This is a genomic window from Moorena sp. SIO1G6, from assembly GCF_010672795.1.
Lineage (GTDB): Bacteria > Cyanobacteriota > Cyanobacteriia > Cyanobacteriales > Coleofasciculaceae > Moorena > Moorena producens.
Genome location: NZ_JAAHFZ010000007.1, coordinates 64,231 through 87,238 on the forward strand (window position 1 = coordinate 64,231; position 23,008 = coordinate 87,238).

At 44.4% G+C, this 23,008-nt stretch carries 14 protein-coding genes and 1 pseudogene; 11 read left to right on the plus strand and 4 right to left on the minus strand.

Translation table 11 applies throughout. From position 1 onward, the window contains the following. Positions 1-42 precede the first annotated feature (42 nt). The gene (locus F6K63_RS08765) at positions 43-843 is read left to right on the plus strand and encodes an iron-containing redox enzyme family protein (RefSeq protein ID WP_287254906.1); all 801 of its coding nucleotides are present in this window, start codon (positions 43-45) and stop codon (positions 841-843) included. A 119-nt stretch (positions 844-962) separates the two neighbouring features. Here the strand turns inward: F6K63_RS08765 and F6K63_RS08770 are convergent, their stop codons facing one another. After that, complete coding sequence (locus F6K63_RS08770) at positions 963-3,023, minus strand: aldose epimerase family protein (RefSeq protein WP_008184864.1); 2,061 nt, start codon at positions 3,021-3,023, stop codon at positions 963-965. A 507-nt stretch (positions 3,024-3,530) separates the two neighbouring features. Here F6K63_RS08770 and F6K63_RS08775 point away from each other — a divergent pair. After that, positions 3,531-5,027: a TldD/PmbA family protein gene (locus F6K63_RS08775; protein WP_287311735.1), complete on the plus strand. Its 1,497-nt coding sequence runs from the start codon at positions 3,531-3,533 to the stop codon at positions 5,025-5,027. Positions 5,028-5,491: 464 nt separating this feature from the next. On the opposite strand, the gene F6K63_RS08780 is transcribed toward F6K63_RS08775, so the two are convergent. Both F6K63_RS08780 and F6K63_RS08785 read right to left on the minus strand, forming a co-directional pair. Further along, positions 5,492-7,132 (minus strand): SWIM zinc finger family protein, encoded by a 1,641-nt coding sequence (locus F6K63_RS08780; protein WP_287311737.1) that lies wholly within the window; start codon positions 7,130-7,132, stop codon positions 5,492-5,494. Between the two features lie 282 nt (positions 7,133-7,414). Then, on the minus strand, positions 7,415-10,588 hold the full coding sequence (locus F6K63_RS08785; protein ID WP_287311740.1) for a WGR domain-containing protein: 3,174 nt from the start codon (positions 10,586-10,588) through the stop codon (positions 7,415-7,417). A 360-nt stretch (positions 10,589-10,948) separates the two neighbouring features. Here F6K63_RS08785 and F6K63_RS08790 point away from each other — a divergent pair, with 360 nt between their 5' ends. The 8 genes and pseudogenes from F6K63_RS08790 to F6K63_RS08825 all read left to right on the plus strand — a co-directional run bounded on the left by F6K63_RS08790 (position 10,949) and on the right by F6K63_RS08825 (position 21,374). Continuing rightward, on the plus strand, positions 10,949-12,745 hold the full coding sequence (locus tag F6K63_RS08790) for a serine/threonine protein kinase (protein ID WP_287311743.1): 1,797 nt from the start codon (positions 10,949-10,951) through the stop codon (positions 12,743-12,745). 610 nt (positions 12,746-13,355) lie between these two features. After that, a complete protein-coding gene (gene thrB, locus F6K63_RS08795; RefSeq protein WP_287311746.1) occupies positions 13,356-14,333 on the plus strand; it encodes a homoserine kinase in 978 nt (325 codons plus the stop codon). 254 nt (positions 14,334-14,587) lie between these two features. After that, on the plus strand, positions 14,588-16,201 hold the full coding sequence (locus F6K63_RS08800) for an NAD(P)H-quinone oxidoreductase subunit 4 (RefSeq protein ID WP_287311747.1): 1,614 nt from the start codon (positions 14,588-14,590) through the stop codon (positions 16,199-16,201). 466 nt (positions 16,202-16,667) lie between these two features. Further along, on the plus strand, positions 16,668-17,228 hold the full coding sequence (locus F6K63_RS08805; RefSeq protein ID WP_287311749.1) for a 2Fe-2S iron-sulfur cluster-binding protein: 561 nt from the start codon (positions 16,668-16,670) through the stop codon (positions 17,226-17,228). A 5-nt stretch (positions 17,229-17,233) separates the two neighbouring features. Continuing rightward, complete coding sequence (locus tag F6K63_RS08810; protein WP_287311751.1) at positions 17,234-18,229, plus strand: FAD binding domain-containing protein; 996 nt, start codon at positions 17,234-17,236, stop codon at positions 18,227-18,229. Beyond that, on the plus strand, positions 18,226-20,355 hold the full coding sequence (locus F6K63_RS08815) for a xanthine dehydrogenase family protein molybdopterin-binding subunit (protein ID WP_287311753.1): 2,130 nt from the start codon (positions 18,226-18,228) through the stop codon (positions 20,353-20,355). Before F6K63_RS08810 ends, F6K63_RS08815 begins: the two co-directional genes overlap by 4 nt. Before the next feature lie 124 nt (positions 20,356-20,479). Then, a pseudogene (locus F6K63_RS08820) lies at positions 20,480-20,641 on the plus strand (IS66 family transposase); the annotation flags it as partial. A 502-nt stretch (positions 20,642-21,143) separates the two neighbouring features. Continuing rightward, positions 21,144-21,374: a hypothetical protein gene (locus tag F6K63_RS08825; protein ID WP_287311754.1), complete on the plus strand. Its 231-nt coding sequence runs from the start codon at positions 21,144-21,146 to the stop codon at positions 21,372-21,374. A gap of 87 nt (positions 21,375-21,461) precedes the next feature. Here the strand turns inward: F6K63_RS08825 and F6K63_RS08830 are convergent, their stop codons facing one another. Further along, positions 21,462-22,454 carry a hypothetical protein gene (locus F6K63_RS08830; protein ID WP_008185998.1) on the minus strand — a complete coding sequence of 331 codons (993 nt, stop codon included), beginning with the start codon at positions 22,452-22,454 and terminating at the stop codon, positions 21,462-21,464. Between the two features lie 116 nt (positions 22,455-22,570). Between F6K63_RS08830 and F6K63_RS08835 the strand changes: the two genes are divergently transcribed. After that, positions 22,571-22,735, plus strand: coding sequence for a ribbon-helix-helix domain-containing protein (locus tag F6K63_RS08835; protein WP_008185997.1), 165 nt, complete (start codon positions 22,571-22,573; stop codon positions 22,733-22,735). Positions 22,736-23,008: the final 273 nt, after the last annotated feature.

Sequence of the window (23,008 nt, forward strand, 5' to 3'; positions counted from 1 at the left end):
TGATGTTTTTGGCTAACTTTTTTAACAAGATACAATTTTTTTATGGTTACATTTCATTCGGTTTCTCAGAAAGAATCACCAGTGTCTCTGAGTTTTCCTGAGAATAACTCAACTACTCCAGATCGGAATTACCAAAGCCTAGAAGCACTCATTGATTTTTACGAGCAAAAAGATATAATAAATGACTACTTCCAGTGGTTGCATTCAAGGCCTATCGATCTTTCCAGTATTTGGTTGCTTCTCCATAATCTTCAGGGGATTACTGCAGAGTTTGTCCGCTGGCTCGCTAGTGCTGTGTCTAGAATCGACGATAATGTTATTCGTTGCTTACTTGTAAAACAGCTCTATGATGAACTTGGGAACGGAAATCCTGAACAGTGTCATACTGTACTATATAATCGCTTTTATCATGCCTTTTATCCCTGGCAACCAGAGTCAATTGCTACCGGGAAAATGGATGCTCTGAACATTAGCTCACCTGGGATAAAACTCAGACAACGACTAGAAGGCTATTTTAATGCTCCTGATCCGACTATTATCATCGCTGCATTTTTGGTAGAAGAGATTTACGCCAAGAAGTTCAATGAATGTCTCAATGAGCAAATCATGCGGACTCAGGAAATTTCTGAGCATGATCTAACTTGGCTCACCTTACATAGCGTGGTAGAAGCGGATCATGCTGGAGATTCTATCCATCTAGCCCGCCGTCTGGATGAGATAGAAGTTTCCCGTAGCCTAGTTTATATGGTGACTGAAGAGGTATGGAATATTTTTATGCGCTTCCAGGGTGAGATGTATGCACTCAATCTTGAACTATCTTCAGTAGACATCTCCAGAAAATAGACGAGGTTTAGACGCTTCTGTTATCGATCACTACTTGTGTACCACTACCATTAATTTGAATTATGAATTCTATACTCCTACTAAGTATCTGATTAATCCAGGAGAATTGCTATAACTTTCTAGGGCATCCCTTTAATTTTAAGACGAATACGGTAAAGACTGTTTCTTGCTGTAATGTAAAGGGTTTGGTAGTCACTGTCACCCCAGGCTAAATTAGCGGGAGCTTCTGGCACTTCAATAATGCCCAGTAGGTTGCCACTGGGATCAAAAATCCAAACTCCCCCAGGTCCAGTGCTGTAAACATTTCCTTGGATGTCTACCTTCATACCATCTGCTGCCCCCTCTTTACTAGGAGGTTTCAGTTCGGCAAAAAGTTTTCCATTCTCTAACATCCCGTCTGGCTTGACATCAAAAACCCGAATATGACCTCTTTCTGAATCATTCACATATAATTTAGTTTCATCTGGGGAAAAGACAATACCATTAGGGCGAACAAAGTCATCAACTAGCAGGGTTAGTGTGCCATCTGGTGCTAGACGATAAACACCATAAAACCCTAATTCTTCTTGTTCGGATTTGATGCCATAGGGAGGATCAGTAAAATAGATGCTACCATCTGATTTGACTGCTAGATCGTTGGGACTATTCAGCCGCTTCCCTTGGTAGTGACTAGCTAGAGTTATGATTTTTCCATCTTTCTGTGTTAGGGATAGACGACGATTACTATGTTCGGCAGTAACTAAACGCCCTGAGCGGTCTAACGTATTACCATTAGCATTGCCAGAAGGTTGACGAAAAATCTCGGTTTTTTGATCTGGTTGCCATTTATAAATGGTATTAGCTGGGATGTCACTAAATAGCAGAAAGCCGTCGGGATGCCAAACAGGTCCTTCAGTAAACTTAAAACCTCCTGCTACTTTTTCAACTTGAGTATTGGGAGCAATAATTTCTCCTAGATTATTTTGTTTGGTGTAAAATTTATAAACCATTAGGTGTCGGTAAGTTTCACCTGGATGCAAGATAACCGAAGGAAAGTTAGGCTGATTGACTGAGTCAGGAAAATGTTGTGTCTCTAGGCACAAACCTTGATGATTTGTATAAACAACATCTCCTTTACCCACAGTTCTAAGCTTAGGAAGATTTCCCGAAAAAAACTGTATTCCTGGCTGATTACTGTGAAGCTCCATCACCCGACCAGATTTTGGTTCATATACAGTAGCTGCGAGTTTGATTTTTTCTGATTCTCCATTCAAGACATAATTGAGGTCGTAGCCTCCTGGATAGTTTTGCTTTAGGGTATTTCTAAGCTGATTAATTCCATCTCCAATCAACTGAGGCTGAGTAAAGTCGTAAGGTGTATCTTTAACTGATTTAATCTCTCCTGTAGGGATTCGCTGTTCGTTGGTAGGCGTATATCTATCGGCATTGATCGTTAAATATTGTCCTAGAATATTCCCAGAACCATGACCAGCCAAGTTCCAATAGGAATGATTCACCAAGTTGACAGGAGTAGGTTTGTTAGTGGTAGCAGTCATTTCCAGCTTTAACTGATTATCGTTAGTCAGAGTGTAAATGGCTGTAACTGTCAAATCACCTGGATATCCTTCTTCTCCATCAGGACTCAGATAAGTTAGTTTTAGTGCCTGTCCTTGGCTACTGTTAATCGGTTCAGCTTTCCAAACCACTTTGTCAAAACCCTTTTTACCACCATGTATGTGATGGGAACCGGCATTAGCAGCTAGCTCATACTTTTCACCATTGAGAGTAAACTGAGCATCTTTAATCCTATTAGCGACGCGACCAACAATTGCACCATAATATAGGTAGCGCTTAGCCGTAAAATAATCTTCTAGACTATCAAATCCCAGCACTACATCGTCTAGCTGACCGCTGTTATCAGGCAAGTGTAATTCAGTAAGAGTCGCACCATAGTTGGTTATCTTAGCTACTAAACCATTGGTATTGGTTAAAGTATAGAGATAAACTTTCTGATCATCTTTAGTCTGGCCAAATTCCATCTTGGTTACAGTTTTGTTTTCTTGGGTATGGTAGTTATTTGCTGTGGCGTAAGATTGCTCAGGGTTAAATCTCTTGTATAAATCTGATTTTACTAAAAGTACACTCATTCCCATTGCGGTAAAAATTGTGATTATTTTTGTTAACATTGAACCAGTAAGCATAGTTTTTTTTAAGTAATTGTAATCTGTATAAATTCTAATTTATATAATTTTTTTTAGGAAGATAATAGAGGGTAACTGGTTCCGCCTGCTGGGATGACAGGTCGCCATTGGTAACAAGTTAAATACGAATACCTTGTGGTCAACGCTAATGGGTAATGGATAATCGGGAGCCAATTAACTATTACCAGCTAACTAGATGTATAATTCCTGAAGCTATTTGAGATTAGCCGATAGTTTTGATATCAATAATCAAGGAAAACTCAGGCATTTGACCCAGGGGTGGGAGTACATGATTGATTGTGGACAACCAGAAAGACGCTGATTTATTATTGGTTCTTATTGCTTTTAGGATTAGGCTGAATGCTTACAACCAGCGACCTTGATTTTACTGACGTTTATTAAAATGAGGAGAGGGCTAGGTTAATCATAATCTAGCCAGTGCGATTATAGCAACTTTAATCCATATTAGGCATTGTTCTTAAACATTATTTACATACTTTACATACAATGATAAAAGCCTTAGCACCAATTACGACTACTGACTTGGCGAGAGACTTGGCGACACTAGGGATTGATTTAATTCGTAAAGCTGGGTGTGAGTATGGAGATATCCGTATTTGTACTTACCGTAATCAGAACTTAACCGCACGCGATCGCTCCCTTAGCCAACTCTGTGATAATGTTAGTTCTGGTTTTGGAGTAAGAGTGTTACTAAAGGGCGCTTGGGGCTTTGCGGCTAGTCCCTATAAAACTCCAGAGGAAGTGGAACGAATGGTGGCTTTAGCTGTGGAGATTGCTAAAGGTAGCCGCCTGTCTCAGCAAACACAGGTAAGATTAGCCCCAGTAGAAGCCTATCGCGATACCTATATTACTCCGATCGAAATTGACCCGTTTACTATACCAATTACTGAGAAAGCAGATTTACTATTGCGTATCAATAATCAATTGCTTAGCTATAGCGATCGCGGAATTAAAAAGGCTTACTCTTTCCTGCGTTTTACTCGTGAAGACAAGATTTTTGCGTCTACTGTTGATTCCCTAATTGAACAGACTATCTACCGCAGCTATCCAGGTATGGGTTGTACAGCAGTTGCTAATGGGGATGCTCAAAGCCGTAGCTATGAGCGTCCACCTTTAAATATCGGTTACGAGCATATTCAACCCCCAGACCTTTTGAATCAGGTAGAACGGGTAGCAGAAGAAGCAATAGAGAAGGTTCATGCTCCTAAAGGACCTTCTGGTATTCGCAGCACTCTGATTCTGAAGCCTAGTCATCTCCACCTAACGATTCATGAATCGGTGGGACACCCTACGGAACTGGATCGGGTCTACGGCTATGAGTCGAATTTTGCTGGTACTAGCTTTGCGACTACTGATAAATTGGGCAAGCTGCAATATGCTGCTCCTTGGGTGAATTTTAAATGCGATCGCACTCAATCGGGGGGACGTAGTACTTTAGGCTATGATGATGAGGGGGTACCTGCACAAGATTGGTATGTTGTCAAGGATGGCATTTTAGTAGACTACCTCACTGACCGGGAAACCGCTTATCGACTAGGTAATGCCAGTAGTAACGGTTGCGCTTACGCGGATAGTTGGTCAAGTGTACCGATGGTGCGGATTCCTAATTTAGGGTTGGAACCGGGAGCAGAGGGAGGAAGTCACTCTGCCACACTCGCAGAAATGATTGCTGAGACTGAGGAAGGGATTTTAATTGATGGTAGAGGTAGTTTCTCCATTGACCAGCAGCGACGTAATTTTCAGTTTGGTGGAGATGCTTTCTGGAAGGTGGAGAAAGGTAAAGTAGTGGGCATGCTCAAGGATGTCACCTATCATTCTATGAGTACTGATTTCTGGAATAGTATTGATGCCATTGGAGTAGCTTCGGAACAGGAGCAGTTTGGTACCCATATGTGTGGTAAAGGCGAACCGATACAAATTGCTCAAATGACCCATGCTTGTGTCCCGGTGCGGGTGCGCAATATTCAGATTGGAGGAACCTAAATCGTTAATTGTTAATAGTTTTTTTATGGTTAGTTGGACACCTCGATTAATTAGTGTTAGGTAAAAGAGAATGTAATTCTACCATCAATTCTTCAACTCACTATCCAAGATGGAGCAAAAGTATCGGCATTGCTCAATCAAGCAATGCCCTTCTTATTTATTATTTCAAATATCAAAAAATTACCTTTTCTGGTTAACCATTCCCAGATTAAGCAACACCAAAAAAACACGCCCAATCCGTTGGTTACCCCTTCGTAAACTCCCTCGGACTAGACTGCTCAACTCAAGCGGGCTCGGGTGCTATCGCTAATTAGTTTTAGGAAAACGAAACCGTAATAGCGATAGCACCCGATAGCCCGCACAGTCACGAGCAGGCTAGTGATGCGTGGTTGAACTTATCGCAGGGACGGCGATCCACCGCCCAGATTGCAAGGCTGTTTACCAACTGCTGGAATGGACGTGATTTATTGAGACTGACGAGCGTGCTGCATCCGCAACGCCAGAATGTGTTCACAAGGACCTTTGTACAGCTTATTTTGCTGATACCAATTACAGGTACACTCAGCTGCTATTATACGCTCATCGGGATCAATTGTCAAAGCGGGATTATAGGTTTTGCTTTTATCGGTGACATTTCCCTGTAGCTGGAGTGTACCTCCAGCGTCTTTTACTGAGGTTACTTGTACGGCATTGTTATTTAAGAAGCGGGTTGCTGTTTCTTCTCGCTGATTGGCAAACCGTAACCGTTCCATGGGTAAGGGCTCTCGAGATAGTTCCCGGACTCGATATACTTGCTTGTTTAAGTCGTAAATGGCTCGTCCGGCTTGGGTGTAAGCTCCTAAGGCACCTAGGACAGCAGTAGGACTTAAGTCTAAGCGCTGGGCGAGACTGTGGGGACTTTCGACCCAGTTTTCTCTGAGTGCGTCAAAAATGAGTTGTTGAGTCCACTGGTCTACATCTGCACGGGGTGCCATTAAGTCAAAGTTACCCGCTTGTGCCCAATCGTTAGCTGTCCATCCTGATAAGCCGAGGGTAAAGGACATATCCCCTAGGTCAGCTACATAAAAGGATGGCATACCGGTTCCGAGTAGGTGAATGGTAAATTTGTTGGCAATGGGGATAAGACGTTCTAGGATGTGGAGGCGGCGGCGTCCCCAAACTCGGATGACCTGTTCTGATGAACCTTGATAGGGCGATCGCGAACAGACTACTTCGATGTTCCAAGGCTCAAATACTATTCGCACGGGTTCTCCTGGTTTGAGATGGTAACGCATTCCCCGTGGGCCAGTTTTTTCTTTGTGGCGACGCAGCACAAAACAGATATTGTGAATATCCATGGGCTGCAAGTCAAAGGTGGTGGCGGGTAAGGCCATGGCGGAACTGACTTGTAGAAATCCTCTTACCCAACTGTCTGGTAGGTCAATTTTGACTTCTTTAAATGCTGCTTCATGGGTCGTTTTGACTTCAAAACCAGAGGGATCAATTTCAAATTGGGTTGTCTTGTAACTGCGGATTTTTTGAAATTCGTTGTAAAGGGCGGCGGAGTAATCTATGTTTGTTGTACCGCAGGCGAATTCGTTGATAGTTTTAAAAACTTCGTAGCTGGCTCCTAGTCGCCCATAACTGGATTCATCTTGGCTGAAACATTCAAAGAAGACTTCATCGGGATGAACGGTAATTACTGGATCGAGGACAAACCAGGCATCACGGTCTTTCTCATAGAGATAATTGTAGTACTGCTGTCTGGCTTTATAAAAGGTGGATAATCGTTGATATCGGTTCTGATTTAATTGAGTTAGTTCTGCTTGTAAGGGTTGAATTTTATTGGCGAGGTCTTGGCGTTGTGCGGCTATGAGTTGCCAGTCTTGTTGGTCTTGGTTAGCACGCCATTGTTTATACTCGGTTCTGTCTTTGGGTTTGAAGCGTAAATCGGAAACTACTACGTCATGTAGGGCGCTGATGGCTTCTCGAAAGGCTACATTTTTGCCTAATTCACCAATGAAGTAGGTGGGAGGACGCTTGGTGTCTGGGGAGAAGGACATTTGGGTGCTGCTGCCGCGATCGCTAATTGCTGTACTATTTTTGTAGGCGTAGTTAAATTCCATGATTTTTAGGGTATTGAAGTATTTTTTTAATTGTTAAGGAGGGAATCGGGAATTTAGAATTTAGAATTTAGAATTTAGAATTGGGAATCGGGAATTGGGAATCGGAAAAATTAGGAAATAGATAATAATAGTTTTTGGTGTTATAATCAATCATTATTTGGTTTAATGAGCTATCAGGATATATTTGAAAATTTTATAGGTTTTATGCTACTATCCCGACTTCCGACTCCCGACTCCCGACTCCCGACTCCCGACTCCCTAAAATCAACAAATTATAAATTCCTACACTCCTCTTAATTCGGAGACTGGTTTAACGTGAATGGGAAGAGGAATAGTAGGATAGTTTTGGTGAATTTTAAGCATGATATGAATTGAACGGGCTTTATCACCAATAGCCATTGTGATGGATTGTCGTGTTAATATTTCTGCTACTATTTTAGCAGCTGCTTGACTTTTTTGGGCTTCAGATTCTAGAAATGCGAAGACGCGCTGTTTAGCAATTCGTCCGCGATTCACCCGAGACAAAATACTGATAAAGTAAGGGATTAATTCTTGCAAACGGTCTGGATTATCTAGGGCATACTGTTCTAGATAGTTAGTGGCAAATAGCTGCATGTCTTGACTAGGATGTTCACTAAATTTGAGGAGATAATCTTGACCATAACTCTGCTGAAAGGTACGTAGGACTAAATCCCGCCCAAATTGACGAACATCATCCCGAGTACTGTCACAAATACTGACCATGACTTCAGGTGTCCAGTCTTGCTCGGTAATTTGTTTGCTAAAGAGTTTTGTAGCAAATTCTCGGGAATCCTGCCATTTTGCTTCTAGTAATCGCACTGCGGCTAACATGTCTTCAGAATTGCTACGGATACGGTTGATGATTTGCTCAATCATTGTCCAAGCGGCTTGACGAACGGATAGGATTTCATGATTGGCTAGTTTAACAATGTCAGGAGTTTCTAATTCTAATCCCCAAGTGGTATAGTTAGCTTGAATTACTAATCCTACTAATTCTTGAGCGGCTGATGATTTGGCTTGGAGAAGTTCCATCGCGTTGTCTTTGGTAATCATAGTCATCCAGCTGGGTAAGTCTTCTCGTAGCAGTTGGACTAAATCTTGGTGAACACCTTGATGTCTTTCTGGTAGCTGCAATAGGGTAATGATTTCTGTGGCTAGCTGAGTTACAAATTCTGGATATAATTGTCCTAAGCGCTGAATTACTGGACGAATACCTTGACGCAAGTGTGGTTGTTGATTGGTTGCGATCGCTAATACTAAGTCGTAGTCTTGTAGCAACCGTTGATCGGGAAGTTGACCGAAAATCTGAACCCCAATCCCTTGCACTGACTGATGGGAAGCGTTGAGGAGTGATTCAATTAATTTGGGTGGTAAGTCAGCGGCAGGAGTTTCGTGATTGAATAGGATTCTTGCTCCCAATTCCTGAATTTCTGGCATGGGGTGTTGGAGCAGATCTAGTACTACTCCCATACCCAATGTCCGGAGTTGGGGGGTAAAACCTAGAAGCAGGGTTTGAGCAGTGTCTTTGCCGATATCGGTTTGAGTTGGTTCTAGTGCGAGTACTGCTGCAATCATTCGCCCGATTAATACTTTGGCTGTTGCTTCACTTACTATTGATTGAGTCAGTAACTGACGGGCAAAGGTACGGGTATCGGAGTGTTGACTGATCACTAAAGGGATGATCAGCTGGCTGGCGGTAATCAAGTGAGTTGGTATTGCTTGTATCCACTGATGGGCTTGAGTACGAGCTGGTGGAAACTGGCAGTTGGCTAAGGCAAGTAATAAGTCTAGGTTAGGATTGTCGGGATTATCGGAATTATATTTTTGTGTTGCTAGTTCAAAGCCTAGTTGAGCGGTTACTGGGTAGGGTTTGTTAACTAGTTTGATTACAGTATCTGTATCAATTTGATTACAGAATGACTGACATACCTTCAAGGCTTTGGCGGCAAACTGATGAACTTGATGACAGTGGCTTTGTAATAATAACTGTAGCAGTGCCTCTGGATGTTGTTCCCAAAGTTTAGGAAAGGCTTCTTCTCGCCCATCTGGCTCTGGATCACCGGGTTTGTAGTTTTCTCGACAACGCCATGCCTGGCTGTTGGGCATTAATAGGTAACGGGGACTATTGGTATATAGAATATGGTTAAAGGTTAAGTAACCGGCATAGCTGTCCCAGTTGCGAGTGTAGCTGGTGCGACTCCAGTTTGAGTAGTTCCAGCGATAGAAGGTTGATGTTCTGGCAGGTACGGCATCAGAATCAGAATATTTCAGTAATACTTCTAGGGCTAGATTTATGTAATTGCGATCGCATTCTTCACCCAATTTCCTGAGAGTCCGCCATACCCGCCGCCGTAGATAGTCACGAGTTACGTTGCTGTAAGCCCGTTTCGCATCAGGACTACCGAGGTAATTGGAACGGGGAAGATATTTGCGGCTATTTCTGTCCCAGTAATATCGATGCCAATAAGACTGACGAAACATTGGTGGCTCGGTGTCTAGGCGGTAGGCGATCATGCCAAATACTTCGGCATCTTGTCGATATTCGGCAATCTTGAATATGTGCCGAATGGCTTTGAAGTAGTTGGGGCGTAGGGGAGCAGTGCGTAAGATGTTTAATAGTGCTGGACGCACTTGAGCATTATTAATTTGATATAGGGTATCGAGGACACCAAAACGAGTATAGTCGTTACTGTCTAGATAGGTAACTAGGGCATTAGAGAAGTCAGCAGGATTATCGGTTTCGATATGGGATTGCAATTCTGAAGGCAATTGCTCTATCTGTTGAGAGCGCAACCGTTCTTGAGTTGATGGATCACAGAGTTTCATCCAGGCTTCCCAAGCAATCCGCTTGACAAAGTCTGGAGTTGAAGGGGTTTCATACAAGCGTTGGAGATGAGGAATTACATGCTGATCACCACACCATCCCAAAGCCCAAGCAATGCAGTAGTCTTTTAAGGGTTGATCAGTGCCAATCAGAGGGATAATTAAGGGCGTAGCTTCACGAATTTTCAATTCTCCAGCCCGCCAGATCGCTCGGGTTTGGGACCATTTACTAGAGCCTTTAGTACTATCTGGATTTGCGTTCGGCTCTGCCGTGCCAAAAGCGATCGCGTTGAGAATGGCTTGATGGCGTGGGTCATTGGTACTGGTAATTAAGTCATTAACCTCTTCTTGACTCTGACTACTTGATGGCTCAGTTACATCTTGATAGCCTTTCTTAATTTTTGAGCCAACTAACTGATCAAAGACTTGTTGTGCTTTAGCTAAAGCTACGGGCTGAGCAGTTTTTGAACTTTCTTTCAAGGTCTTGCCACGGCGTCCATAGCGGAAGTTAACGATATACTGCTCGTTACCGATATCACAGAGATCAACTTCGTAGATTTTATCTGAGTTACCAGCTTGATAATGGAGAGTAGTGCGTTTGATCAGTTTCATAGGACATCAGGGAAAACCCAGTTAGAAGTAGAAACGCCTGTCATTACCACCATATTAAAAAAATTATCTAGTCGCTCCCGTTCCCCAATTAGCAAGCTATCGTAAATAGAAGCACGGTAAGCCCAGCCTAACTGAAAGGATTAAAAGTAACCATTCAGCTCTCAGTTCTCAGCTCTTAGCTCTCAGCTCTCAGCTCTCAACTTATGCGCTACGCGCACGCTACTTGAGTGGCCATTGGCCAACGGCTGACCACTGACTACTGACTACTGACTACTGACCACTGACGGCTGACGGCTGAATGCTTACGATTAAAACTTGCCCATTGCTGCGTAGCTTGACTCTGATGTACCCGATAGACTCATGAGCAATTTTCTAGACTTATCCAGTCATGATTTCAAAGTGATCAGGGAATTGGGTCATAATCGCGCTGGTGGGAGAGTGACCTACCTAGCCCGAAACCAGGTCAATCACCAATTGGTAGTGATCAAGCAGTTTCAGTTTGCTCAACGCAACAGTAACTGGTCAGACTATGAGACCATAGAAGGGGAAATTCAAGTGTTGCGGGGACTGAATCATCCCGGTATCCCCCGTTACTTAGGGTCATTTCAAACCACTAGGGGCTGTTGTTTGGTACAGGAATACAAACATGCTCCTTCCCTGGCTGTACCTCGTAGTTTTGACCCGGAGGAGATTAAGCAAATCGCGGTTGGGTTACTCAATATTCTGGTTTACCTACAACATCGGATTCCTCCGATCATTCATCGAGATATCAAACCAGAAAATATCTTAGTAGATGAGACGATCAATGTTTTCCTGGTAGACTTCGGCTTGGCTCGGATTGGTGATAGTGAACTAGCGGTGAGTAGTGTAGCCAAAGGCACGATCGGGTTTATGGCTCCGGAACAGTTATTTGATAAAGCCCTAAGTAAAGCGTCAGACTTATATGGGTTAGGAGCGACGTTGGTTTGTTTACTCACTGGTACTCCATCGACTACGATTAATACCTTAATTGATGAAGACTATTGTCTCAATTTTCAGCATCTTCTACCTCAAGTAAGTTTGAGTTGGCTGGAGTGGCTGAAAAGGATGGTAGAGCTGAAACATAAAGACCGTTTTCCTGATGCTGAAACGGCTTTAGAAGCCCTTAAGCCAATCTACGTCATCCGGATTCCAGAGGCAAAACTATCCCAACCTTATCTAGAGTTGAGGGCTAAAAAATTAGGGGAAAAACTGACAAAAACTATCACGATTTGTAATACAGTTCCAGACACAGCCTTAGAAAGCCGCTGGCAAATTGCTCCCCATGTCAGTGACCCACCCCATACTCCCTACTTCCATGACTGGATTCGATTGGACACAGCTGATGTTAATGGTAATCAAGGGTTGTGCCAAATTACGATAGATACCAGTAAGCTGATGGCAGACCAAACCTATGAGCGCGAGGTATTAATTCACACTAATGCTGAACACTCAACTCAGGTTTTACCCCTGAAAATCCATACTGCTCCGGTACCAATTGCCACGAAAAAACTTCCCTATCTATCCCTAGCGCTATTGATTGGCTTAGCTACGACAGCTACGTGGGTAGAAACTACGGCTTGGGAGGGAATTGTTAGTAACAGTGGGACAATCGGGATTGCGATCGCAACTTTTGTCTCAGTCTTGGTGGCAATGCTGGGATTGACTGCGGCTGTGACATCTGGGGTGATTTCGAAACTGGTAGCAAGACTCAGAGCCAGGTTTAGTATTCCGTTAAAGGCTATGGATACCCTAGCAGCAGTGTTTTTTGCTGGAGTAGCAGCCCTGTTGGTAGCTGGATTTGGTGCCAAGTTTCGCGCTACGGATAGCGCAATTGCTACCTTTGCAGTCGTGGATGCGGTAGTGTTTATGACAGCCTTTGAAGGGGAAGGAGTAGCTCAAAGCTGCCGAAAGCGTGGGTTTAGTAAAATCTTAGCCCTAGGAGTGCCTGTGTTATCGGTAGCCTTGGGGATTAGTTTAGGTATCGGTTTAAAGCTAGGATTTTTAAATGTGTTGGTACTGATCGCCATTTTAGTTACAGCAGTTCCCTTAGCTGTGATGATTCTCTATCCACCATTAGAGCGTCTGCGGCAAGTCAAAACCTATCGGAAGTTAGAAATAAATTTGATCAAGCCTTAGAGGGTATTTATTTGCAGGAGCGATCAGGCTACTGCCTCGACTGAGTTTTTTGTGACCGCAACAAAATAATAGATCTGGACGACCTTTTATTTATGGGACTATGCTTTGCCTACAATGTTTAACAATGTTTAACAATGTTTAACAATTAACAGTCAACCACGCCAACCGCTATTATATTTTTTGATAATGGGTAATAGGGAATTTATTATTCCCTATTACCCATTATCAAAAAGCGCTCAGCTATTTTGCTTCGTGATTAACCAAACTTGGTATCCTAGAAAATTTTAAAATTTTCTAGGTGTTTAATACTTTGGCTTTGGAGTAACAGGTTTTATTAATGTAGAACTCCCCTAGCAGCTGATCGGCCTTTGATGATTTCAAACATGCTGTATCAGAACGCTCTGCACTCACGACTTATCGAATTTTTCACAGGCTGAGAATACACTGATTCAAGATTACCATAGATCATTAATCGTTCTCACTTCTGCCTGGGTGTCGTTTATTCAAGTGAAAATCACTTACGTGCAACCAACTGTAAATAAATGTACCAAACCCGGTAGACAGGAGAGCAATTTTTACGGCAAGATTATTTATTTCAGAATATTGTCAAATGTCTGTTGTTTCTACGGTCAGGGTTATTGTGCCCGGCACTACCGCTAATCTAGGACCAGGTTTCGATTGCATAGGCGCAGCGTTAACTGTGTATAACCAGTTTAAAGTCACTCGCCTGGAATCGGTAAATTTTGGATCAGTCAAGCTTAAGATTGACGTTACTGGTGTGGAAGCCAACAAGGTTAGTAGAGATGAGAGTAATCTTGTCTATCGAGCATTTGCAACGTTATATGATCGTCTGGGAAAAACTCCGCCTCCGGTACACCTAGAGATTGATTTGGGGGTGCCTTTGGCACGAGGATTGGGGAGTTCGGCCACAGCGATTGTTGGAGGATTGATTGCTGCAAATCAGTTAGCGGGTAAACCTCTTTCTCAGCAGGAGGTAATGGAGTTAGCGATCGCAATTGAGGGGCATCCTGATAATGTGGTCCCAGCGCTTTTGGGGGGATGTCGTTTGACCGGTCGAGGTTTGGTGATGAAACCCCAAACACCCCAAAAAAAAGAACAGGATTGGGTAATTTGTGATGTTCCTTGGTCTTCTGATCTAGTGCCAGTGGTGGCAATTCCAGATTTCGAGCTTTCAACACAGGAGGCACGGCAGGTGTTGCCTGATAGCTACAGCCGTGCTGATGCAGTTTTGAATGTGGCCAGTTTGGGGTTGTTGTTGCGGGGTTTGGAGTCTGGTAAGGGGGATTGGTTACGGGTCGGTTTGCAAGACCGGATACATCAGCCTTATCGCCAAAAGCTGATTCCTGGTTATGACGCTGTGGAGGCGGCAGCTTTGGATGCTGGAGCCTATGGCATGGTGATTAGTGGGGCAGGTCCTACTTTGTTGGCTTTGGTGAGTGAGTCCAAAGCACCAGCGGTTCAGGAGGCAATGGCGGTAGCTTGGACTGATGCCGGGATTGAGGCTCAAGTGCGATCGCTTTCTCTAGATTGCCAAGGCACCAAGATTGCTCTGGAATTAAGTAGCTAATACCACATCCCATGGTATGACCCTCAGCTGGTTATAGTTGGTAATTGCTTCTGATTACCCCAAACCTCTTACCATTTAGCATAAGAGTTCTGGGTTTGACCCACCTTAACCTAAAATCTTAACAATTCTTTATTTTTTTGGTAGCCATTGTTACCAAAAATTTTTTTTTTTGTTTTTTTGGCAAATACCCTTTGCAATTCTTTACTTTACTTAATATACTGAAATCATGTGGCAATAGGTATTTATTCTTAGCTATGGTCCCCGTGAATTTCCCTTGGATAACGACTATTATTCTGCTGCCCCTAGTGGCGTCTTTGGTGATTCCGATCATTCCCAGCAAGTGGCTGAGGATGATTCGTTGGTATGCCCTAGGTGTAGCCGTTCTAGATTTTGTCCTAATCTTGTATGGGTTTTGGCATCATTACGATTTCCGAAACTCCGAATTTCAGCTCAGGGAAAGTTATACGTGGATACCCCAGCTTGGCATTAGTTGGTCTGTAGCAGTCGATGGCTTATCGATGCCTCTGATTGTGTTAAGTGGCTTAGTCACTACCTTAGCTATTGTTGCGGCTTGGAAGATTAACCATAAACCGCGTCTGTTTTACTTCTTGATGCTGTTCATGTATAGCGCCCAGATCGGGGTGTTTGCAGCTCAAGATTTAGTGTTGTTTTTCCTAATGTGGGAATTAGAGTTGCTGCCAGTGTACTTGCTCATTTCTATATGGGGAGGAAAACAACGCTTCTACGCCGCAACCAAGTTTATTCTTTACACAGCAGCAGGTTCAGTTTTTATCCTGGTCGCCGCGCTAGTGATGGCGTTTGCTGGAGATACAGTGACCTTTGACATGCAAACCCTAGGGAATCGGAATTACCCGATAGCTTTGGAACTAGTAGCTTATGCGGGTTTCTTAATTGCCTATGGCGTCAAGTTGCCGATTTTTCCGCTACATACCTGGTTACCAGATGCACACAGCCAAGCTTCTGCTCCAGTGTCGATGATATTAGCTGGGGTCTTATTGAAAATGGGTGGGTATGGACTGATGCGCATGAATCTAGAAATGCTTCCTCATGCCCATACTTACTTCGCACCAGTGCTAGCAGTATTAGGTGTGGTCAATATTATCTACGGTGCTTTGCTTGCCTTTAGCCAAGACAATCTCAAACGACGACTAGCTTACTCGTCAATTTCCCACATGGGTTTTGTGTTGATTGGCATTGCTTCGTTCACTGAATTAGGAATGAATGGAGCTATCTTACAAATGCTTTCCCATGGGTTAATCGCTGCTGCCTTATTCTTCCTATCTGGTGTCACCTACGAGCGTACTCATACGCTAGCGATGGCAAAAATGGGAGGAATGGCGCAAGAAATGCCCAAAGCATTTGCCCTTTTCACTGCTGGTTCCATGGCATCCCTAGCCTTACCAGGAATGAGTGGTTTTGTGGGTGAGTTGTCAGTCTTTCTTGGAGTCACCACTAGCAGTGTTTACAGCTCATCTTTCAAAGTCGTCATCGTTCTATTAGCCGCAGTGGGATTAATCCTAACTCCGATTTATCTGCTTTCACTGCTCAGACAGGTATTTTTCGGTAAATATAACTCTGGCATAATTATTGAGAAATACCTAGGGGATGCCAAGCCTCGCGAAATTTTCGTTACCGCTTGTCTGTTAATCCCTATTATTGGCATCGGTCTTTATCCGAAGCTAGTCACTCAAACCTATGATGTAAAAACTGTAGCGGTTGCTGCTCAAATGCGCCAATCCTTACCAGTCATTGTTCAAGAAGAAACACCTCTATATTCTGGTACCTTCACACCGCCACAGTTACCTAATACCAATCCTCAACCTATTCTTGGGGTTACCAATTACTAAGTACTTCCTGTTACTGATTAGCGGGACTTAAACAAAAATTAGCCCCAAACAAATCAGGAGCATCCCACTTTGGAAGAAACATACCGCAAATAGCTGTATCATGGTGATTCTACCGCCCACATCATAAAACGATATATTTGCCAAAATGAGATGCTCCCAACACAGCGGGTGCATCTCACTGTTTTGAGGAAAAGCTCGAGTGGGTAAAACCTCCTTTTCCATTGCTGCATCGCTTTTGAAATTAGTAGGTGCGCTCTTACCATTAAAAATTTAATTCGCTACGGGTCGCACCTGAATAAATTCGCGCAAAAATTCCCAAAGGGAGTGATATTAGACTGGATTTCTATCTTGATTTCTGTTTAAGTCCCGCTATGGGATTTTTCTGCAAGATTGCGGGAGTAATGATGGTAGAATTTGATTTTTATAGCGACTCTGTCAGAGTACTGTATAAGGAAGCGAAGCCCAAATGAATGTCACTCTTACGATTAATGGTGAACAGCACATCCTCACCATTGAACCCCGTGTAACACTCCTAGATGCTCTGCGTGAATATTTGGGATTAGTCGGGAGTAAAAAGGGGTGCGATCATGGACAATGTGGAGCCTGTACTGTTTTAATTGATGATCAGCGAGTTTATTCCTGTCTCGCTTTGGCAGCCATGCAAGAAGGTAAGGAGATTGTTACCATTGAAGGCTTGGCAACAGGGGATACTCTCCATCCTGTGCAGGAGGCATTTATTAACAATGATGGCTTCCAATGCGGCTATTGTACCCCAGGGCAAATTTGCGCTTCTGTGGCTCTTTTGGAGGAAGTTAAACGGGGTTGTGTTAGCGCGGTGACACCAGATTTGCATAGTCCTCCGCAACTAGCTGAACTCTCCGAGGCGGAAATTAAGGAACGACTGAGTGGGAATCTCTGCCGATGCAGTGCTTACAATGGTATTGTGGCAGCCGTACAGCAGGTAATTGGACAAAAACCACCTTCTCCTGTGGCAGCGGTTATGGTTAGTGAATCTGGAAATAACTAAGCATCATGAATAACTTCACCTATACCCGTGCCACCTCCTGGTCAGATGCAGTAAACCAGGCAGTTGCTGACCAAAACTCCATGTTTATTGCTGGTGGAACGAATTTAGTTGACCGTCTGAAAGTATTCTTAGATCAGCCATCGCAACTGATTGATATCTCTCGGTTACAGATGCAGAACATTGAACCGATGGCTGATGGTAGTCTGCGTCTGGGAGCGCTAGTTAGTAATACTGCAGTGGCAGACAATAGTGATATTCGCCGCAACTATCCCATGTTAGCTAGGGCAATTCTATCTGGCGCATCTCAGCAAATTCGCAACATGGCTACAGTTGGGGGAAACCTGCTGCAACGTACCCGTTGTCCCTATTATTACGATACCGCCTTTCCTTGTAATAAACGGCAACCAGGGACAGGCTGCCCCGCAATTACGGGAATTAACCGTAGTCACGCCATCCTTGGGGCCAGCGAGCAGTGTGTAGCAGTCCACCCGTCAGATATGTGTGTTGCCCTAGCTGCATTGGATGCGGTGGTGGAAGTAACAAGTGCCCAAGGGCAAAGGCAGATACCGTTTACAGATTTCCACCTTCTACCGGGAAATACACCCCAGCAAGACACCAATTTAGAACCAGGGGAGTTAATTACGGCTGTGATTCTGCCGACCTTATCCTTTGGGAAATCTGGGGTTTATTTGAAAATACGCGATCGCGCTTCCTATTCCTTTGCTTTAATTTCTGTGGCGGCGGCGGTAAACTTGCAAGGGGAGCAAATCCAAGCTGCACGCTTGGCAATGGGTGGGGTAGCACACAAGCCTTGGCGAGCAACAGCAGCAGAAGAGTTTTTGATTGGTAAGTCTGCGGATGTAGCAACATTTACCGAGGCTGCAGAAATTGCCTTGAACTTAGCCAAACCTTTAACTCACAACGGTTATAAAGTTGAACTGGCAAAGCGGGCGATTCGTCGCGCCCTTACGGTTTCTGCTCAAGGAGGAGGGGTAGCATGAATCAAGTAACTGGTACTAATATTAACCGCAAGGATGGACGAGCAAAGGTCACAGGGACAGCAACCTACGCTGCTGAACATCAAATTCCTGGTTTAGTTCATGGTTATCTGGTGACTGCTAATATTGCTCATGGGCAGATTAAAAGTATTGATACCCAAGCAGCAGCAACAGCACCAGGGGTAATTGCGGTTTTCACTCATAAAAACCCGCCGACCGTATCTAAACCAGCTAACGATTTTTTAACCTCAAAAATCTACGAGGCACGACTACCTTTATCAGATGACCAAATTTACTACGCAGGGCAAATTGTTGGTTTGGTAGTCGCAGATACCTTTGAACGGGCACGTCACGCTGCCCATTTAGTTAAGGTAGAATACGTCACCCAAGAACCAATTGTAGAAACCAGCAAAGCTACCTTTAACGAAGCTCCACCCATGCTTGGGCAACAGATGACGTTTGAGAAGGGGAATTTTGCTGCTGCGGACTTTGCCAGTGCCATGGCAGGTGTAGGAGCCGAGATTACAGCTACTTACACAACTTCCAGCGAACTACACGCACCGATGGAACCCCATGCTATCATTGCTCACTGGCAAGATCCAGACACCCTGACTGTCTACGAACCATCCCAGTGGGTAATCGGTAGTCAGCGTACCTATGCCGAGCTGTTTGGACTTCCCCCGGAAAAAGTCCGTATTATCACACCTTTTATTGGTGGGGGTTTTGGTTCTAAAGCCTTCCCTTGTCCCCATGCCATTATTGGTGCAGCAGCTGCCCGTCAACTGCAACGTCCCCTGAAAGTTGTTCTCAGCCGTCGGCAAATGACCGCCAACGCCGGACACCGGTCTGAAACGGAACAAACGATTCGTTTAGGGGCAAATGCTGATGGTAGCTTGATGGCGATCGACCATGGGGTTAAATCCTGTACCTCACCAGTTGAGATTTTTACCGAACCTTGTACAGGCATTACACCAGCTATGTATGCTGCACCCAATCTGCGAACCCGTCAGGAATTGGCGGTGATGAACGTTGGGACACCCACATTCATGCGTGCCCCAGGGGAAAATCCGGGGTTATGGGCACTAGAATCAGCCATGGATGAATTGGCGTGGGAGTTAAAAATCGACCCAGTGGAACTGCGGTTAAAAAATGAAACTAAGGAACACCAGCGCCGGGGTTTACCTTTCTCTGCTAAGGATTTCGGGGAATGTTTGCGGCTGGGTGCGGAACAATTTGGGTGGCAAGATAGACCAAAACAGGTGCGTTCCCTCACCCGTGATGGTAAGCTGATTGGTTGGGGCATGGCGGCATCAACCTTCCCCGCTTTACGGAGTTCAGCCACAGTCACAGTGCGGTTGTTAGCCGATGGTACTGCCCATATCCTCACTAGTGGTAATGACATGGGTACTGGTGCATATACCATTGTTGCAGGTACAGCAGCCGAGGTATTGGGGCTAGCTGTAGAACAGGTACAGGTGGAGATGGGAGACTCCTTACTGCCAAATGGTGGGATGGCGGGTGGTTCCCAAATGACAGCAACCCTTGTACCAGCAGTGATGGCGGCTTGTGAAGAGGTTTTACAGACAGCTAAAGCGAAAACAGCCCAAGAAGCCTTTGCCACCCTGCATCAGTCGGGACAAGCTGCTTTTGAAGCGACAGCCTCTTCTGCAGCCGGTGAAGAGGGGAAGAAATGGGCATTCCAATCCTGGGGGGCACATTTTTGTGAAGTCAGCGTAGATGAAGACATTGCCCGCTTGCGCGTCAACCGTTGGGTGTCTGTGATGAATATTGGGCGAATAATGAATGCCAAAACTGCAGCGTCTCAGATACGAGGTGCTGTAATTATGGGTATTGGGCACGCCTTGATGGAAGCCTGTGATTTCGACCCCAATATTGGCTATCCTGTGGTTTACGACCTGGCTACCTATCATTATCCCAGTCATGCAGATATTCCCCGGATTCAGGTGACATTTGTGGGGGAACCCGACTATAACTTCAATCCCGCAGGGGTGCGGGGTGTGGGTGAAATTGGGATTACAGGAGTATCGGCTGCGATCGCTAATGCTATTTACCATGCTACAGGTAAACGTATCCGTGATTTACCAATTACACCTGATAAGTTGTTGTGACCGAAAATCCTGAGGGCGCAAGCCCCTGGATTCTATCCATGGGGTTAGCCCGAACAGGAATTTATTCCCTAAACCTCTTTTTGATTTTGCACATACCGTTTGATTGTCTCTAGTGGAGCGCCTCTCCCGTTCCATGGAACGGTTTCGGGAAACAGCGGATTTACTCAGCGTCATCCAAACCTGCCGTGTCCAGGGTCGTTCGGCTGTGGAATTTTTCCGACAAGCTCTTGAGGCTACCGTTTCCCCAACAAAGGTTTCTTATCCTTCCCTGATTCCAATGACCTGAATTCTTACTTAGAACCTTAAGCAGTTGAACACTTCAAGACAGTGCTTTTAGCGCCTCTACTTTCTAGGGTGATCTGACCACGGTTAGATCACCTAAATAGTCTGCTTGCAGTTGATATGCTTGTATAGATGTCCAACCCTCCGAGGTGCAACTATTGGCCTTATAGCTCTCTAAACCTTGTCAAACATTATCCACTGTTTTATAATCAAATAAGTTAGTAACTTGTTTAACTTCGGAACACTACCGCCCAACGAAGAACTAAAAGCTAAAACAGCTGGTCGTAAGTTAAGCGACGTAAAATAATGGACTGAGTGAAGTTACAGTGCGGTTTGAGAGTAGGCAGCAGAGCCTCCATTAATAAAATTAGCGCAATGCTTTTGGCATTGCTTTGTCGGCAACAACCATTAGTTTTAACTAATGCTATACCATCGTCCTATCTGCTTGTGAGTAGGTTTGTACAGGTTAAATGTTGCACCCTATCTATAAAAGCAGCTACAGTAGAATGCTGTGTTGCCAAATTGCCGATTTTAATAAAAAAACTTTTGTTATAGCAGTCGCCAGCGATGCAGCGCGGTCTTGGGGAGCCAGTGCGGTCTTGGGGGTTCCCCCCATGAGCAACTGGCGTGGTTTCCCCCACTCGCGCTTTGCATGGCTGACAGGGCAGTTAGGACATGACAAAAGTCTCACACCCTTTGTAAGCGATGCAGCGCGGTCTTGGGGGTTTCCCCCATGAGCGACTGCATCAAGAAGCGCAAGAGTTTGACTTCTGACTTCTGACTTCTGACTTCTGACTTCTGCTATATCTGTTAGCCATTACCCATTACCCATCCCCAATTTGCTGTTGATGATCAGGACATAGCAAATTCCTAATTACCTGGGGAATCTCCTCAAAATGCTCCAAGAGAAAATCCATCAGGGCAAGATGGCGCAAATCAATTGGCTGGGGGCGGCGATAGTTGTGACCGCTGGAAAACCAGCGCTGAACGGTGGCAGTTGAGCGAGAGCAGATACTAGCGATTTGTTCGTAATTCACATCCCATTTATGATAGAATTGTCTAGGAGTCATACCCAGTTGGCAGTTGCTGTAGAGTTCAATTAGATCTTGCTCTCGTTGAGTTAGAGTCCGGGGAGGGGTTCTATATTGATCATCGAAACGGTATCTCCCAGAGGGAGTTCGTAGCACATTGGGGGATTTCAAATAATTTCTAGGGCCAAGAGCCTCAGTGCAAGTCCAAGAATAGGAATCTTGATAGTTGGTTGTTACCGTACGCTTAGGATGCCGAGGTTCAATGTCTTCTTCCCAAGCGGTGTCAGCAACGATCCAAGCTGCACTAGGGGAGTCTTTGTCAAGCCAGATCAGGTAGCAAATTGCCCATTGGCATTGATGCCTGGCGTAGGCGTAGAAGAATCCAATCACAACACCCCAGTCCATTTGACCGTTTAGAGGTCGCCACCTAATGGGTGAGCCTGTTTGATAACGGGGTGTTGCTTTAGGGTTCCAAGTAGCTGGGGGGTCTATTGATGGTGGCGCGATTTCTGTTTTAATGGGGTCAAACACTATATCTGATTCGACCTCGCGGATGGTATTTAAATAACTGGCTATCAGTTTTCCGGTCAGATTCTGAGTTAGGTGCTGGATGAGGACGGTAGCTAGAGTTTTTAGTTCTGGTTCTTCTATATCCATTGACTCTGCATTGAAGTCGGCATCGCCGTAGTGCTTCAAATGGGACAACAGTTGTGTGATGCCGAATTCGTCTAAGGCTTGCTGATAGGTAGGAGGCTGATCGCTTTTTTCTCTAACTGTTTCTACCATAGGAAACTTGCTGGTAATTACATCAATATTATACTTTTATGTATCAAAAAATACATTTTAAGTACAAATCAGGTAAATTTTGACATCAAATAACAGTTGAACTTATAATAGAGATTATGAGCAAACGTATACAAGTAACCTTACCAGACCGGATTGCAGACGATTTACAGCGATGGGCTGATTACGATGGACGCCCTCTATCGAACCTTGCTGCTTACCTTCTAGAACGTGCTGTTACCGAGGCAAAGAAAGAAGATGTTGAATGGGACAAAGAGTCTTGATCTCCACCAACGGTTGATTACGCCATGAGCCAGAGCGCGCTAATCGTGCTTTATCTTAATAACTAGTATGGCTCTTGTAATCTAAGCTAGAAATATCAGCTTGTAGGGTGGGCAAAAACAGTTTGTTTTTTTGAGTATTCTAGATTAGATTACTTGGCCCACCCTACTTTAATGGGGATTTTTTTTAGACGCAAGTCCCTAATCTAAGCTAGAAATCTCAGTCTGTATAAATTCCAGGATAAGTTTAGGTTGCAACGCCTTAATAATCCTCAT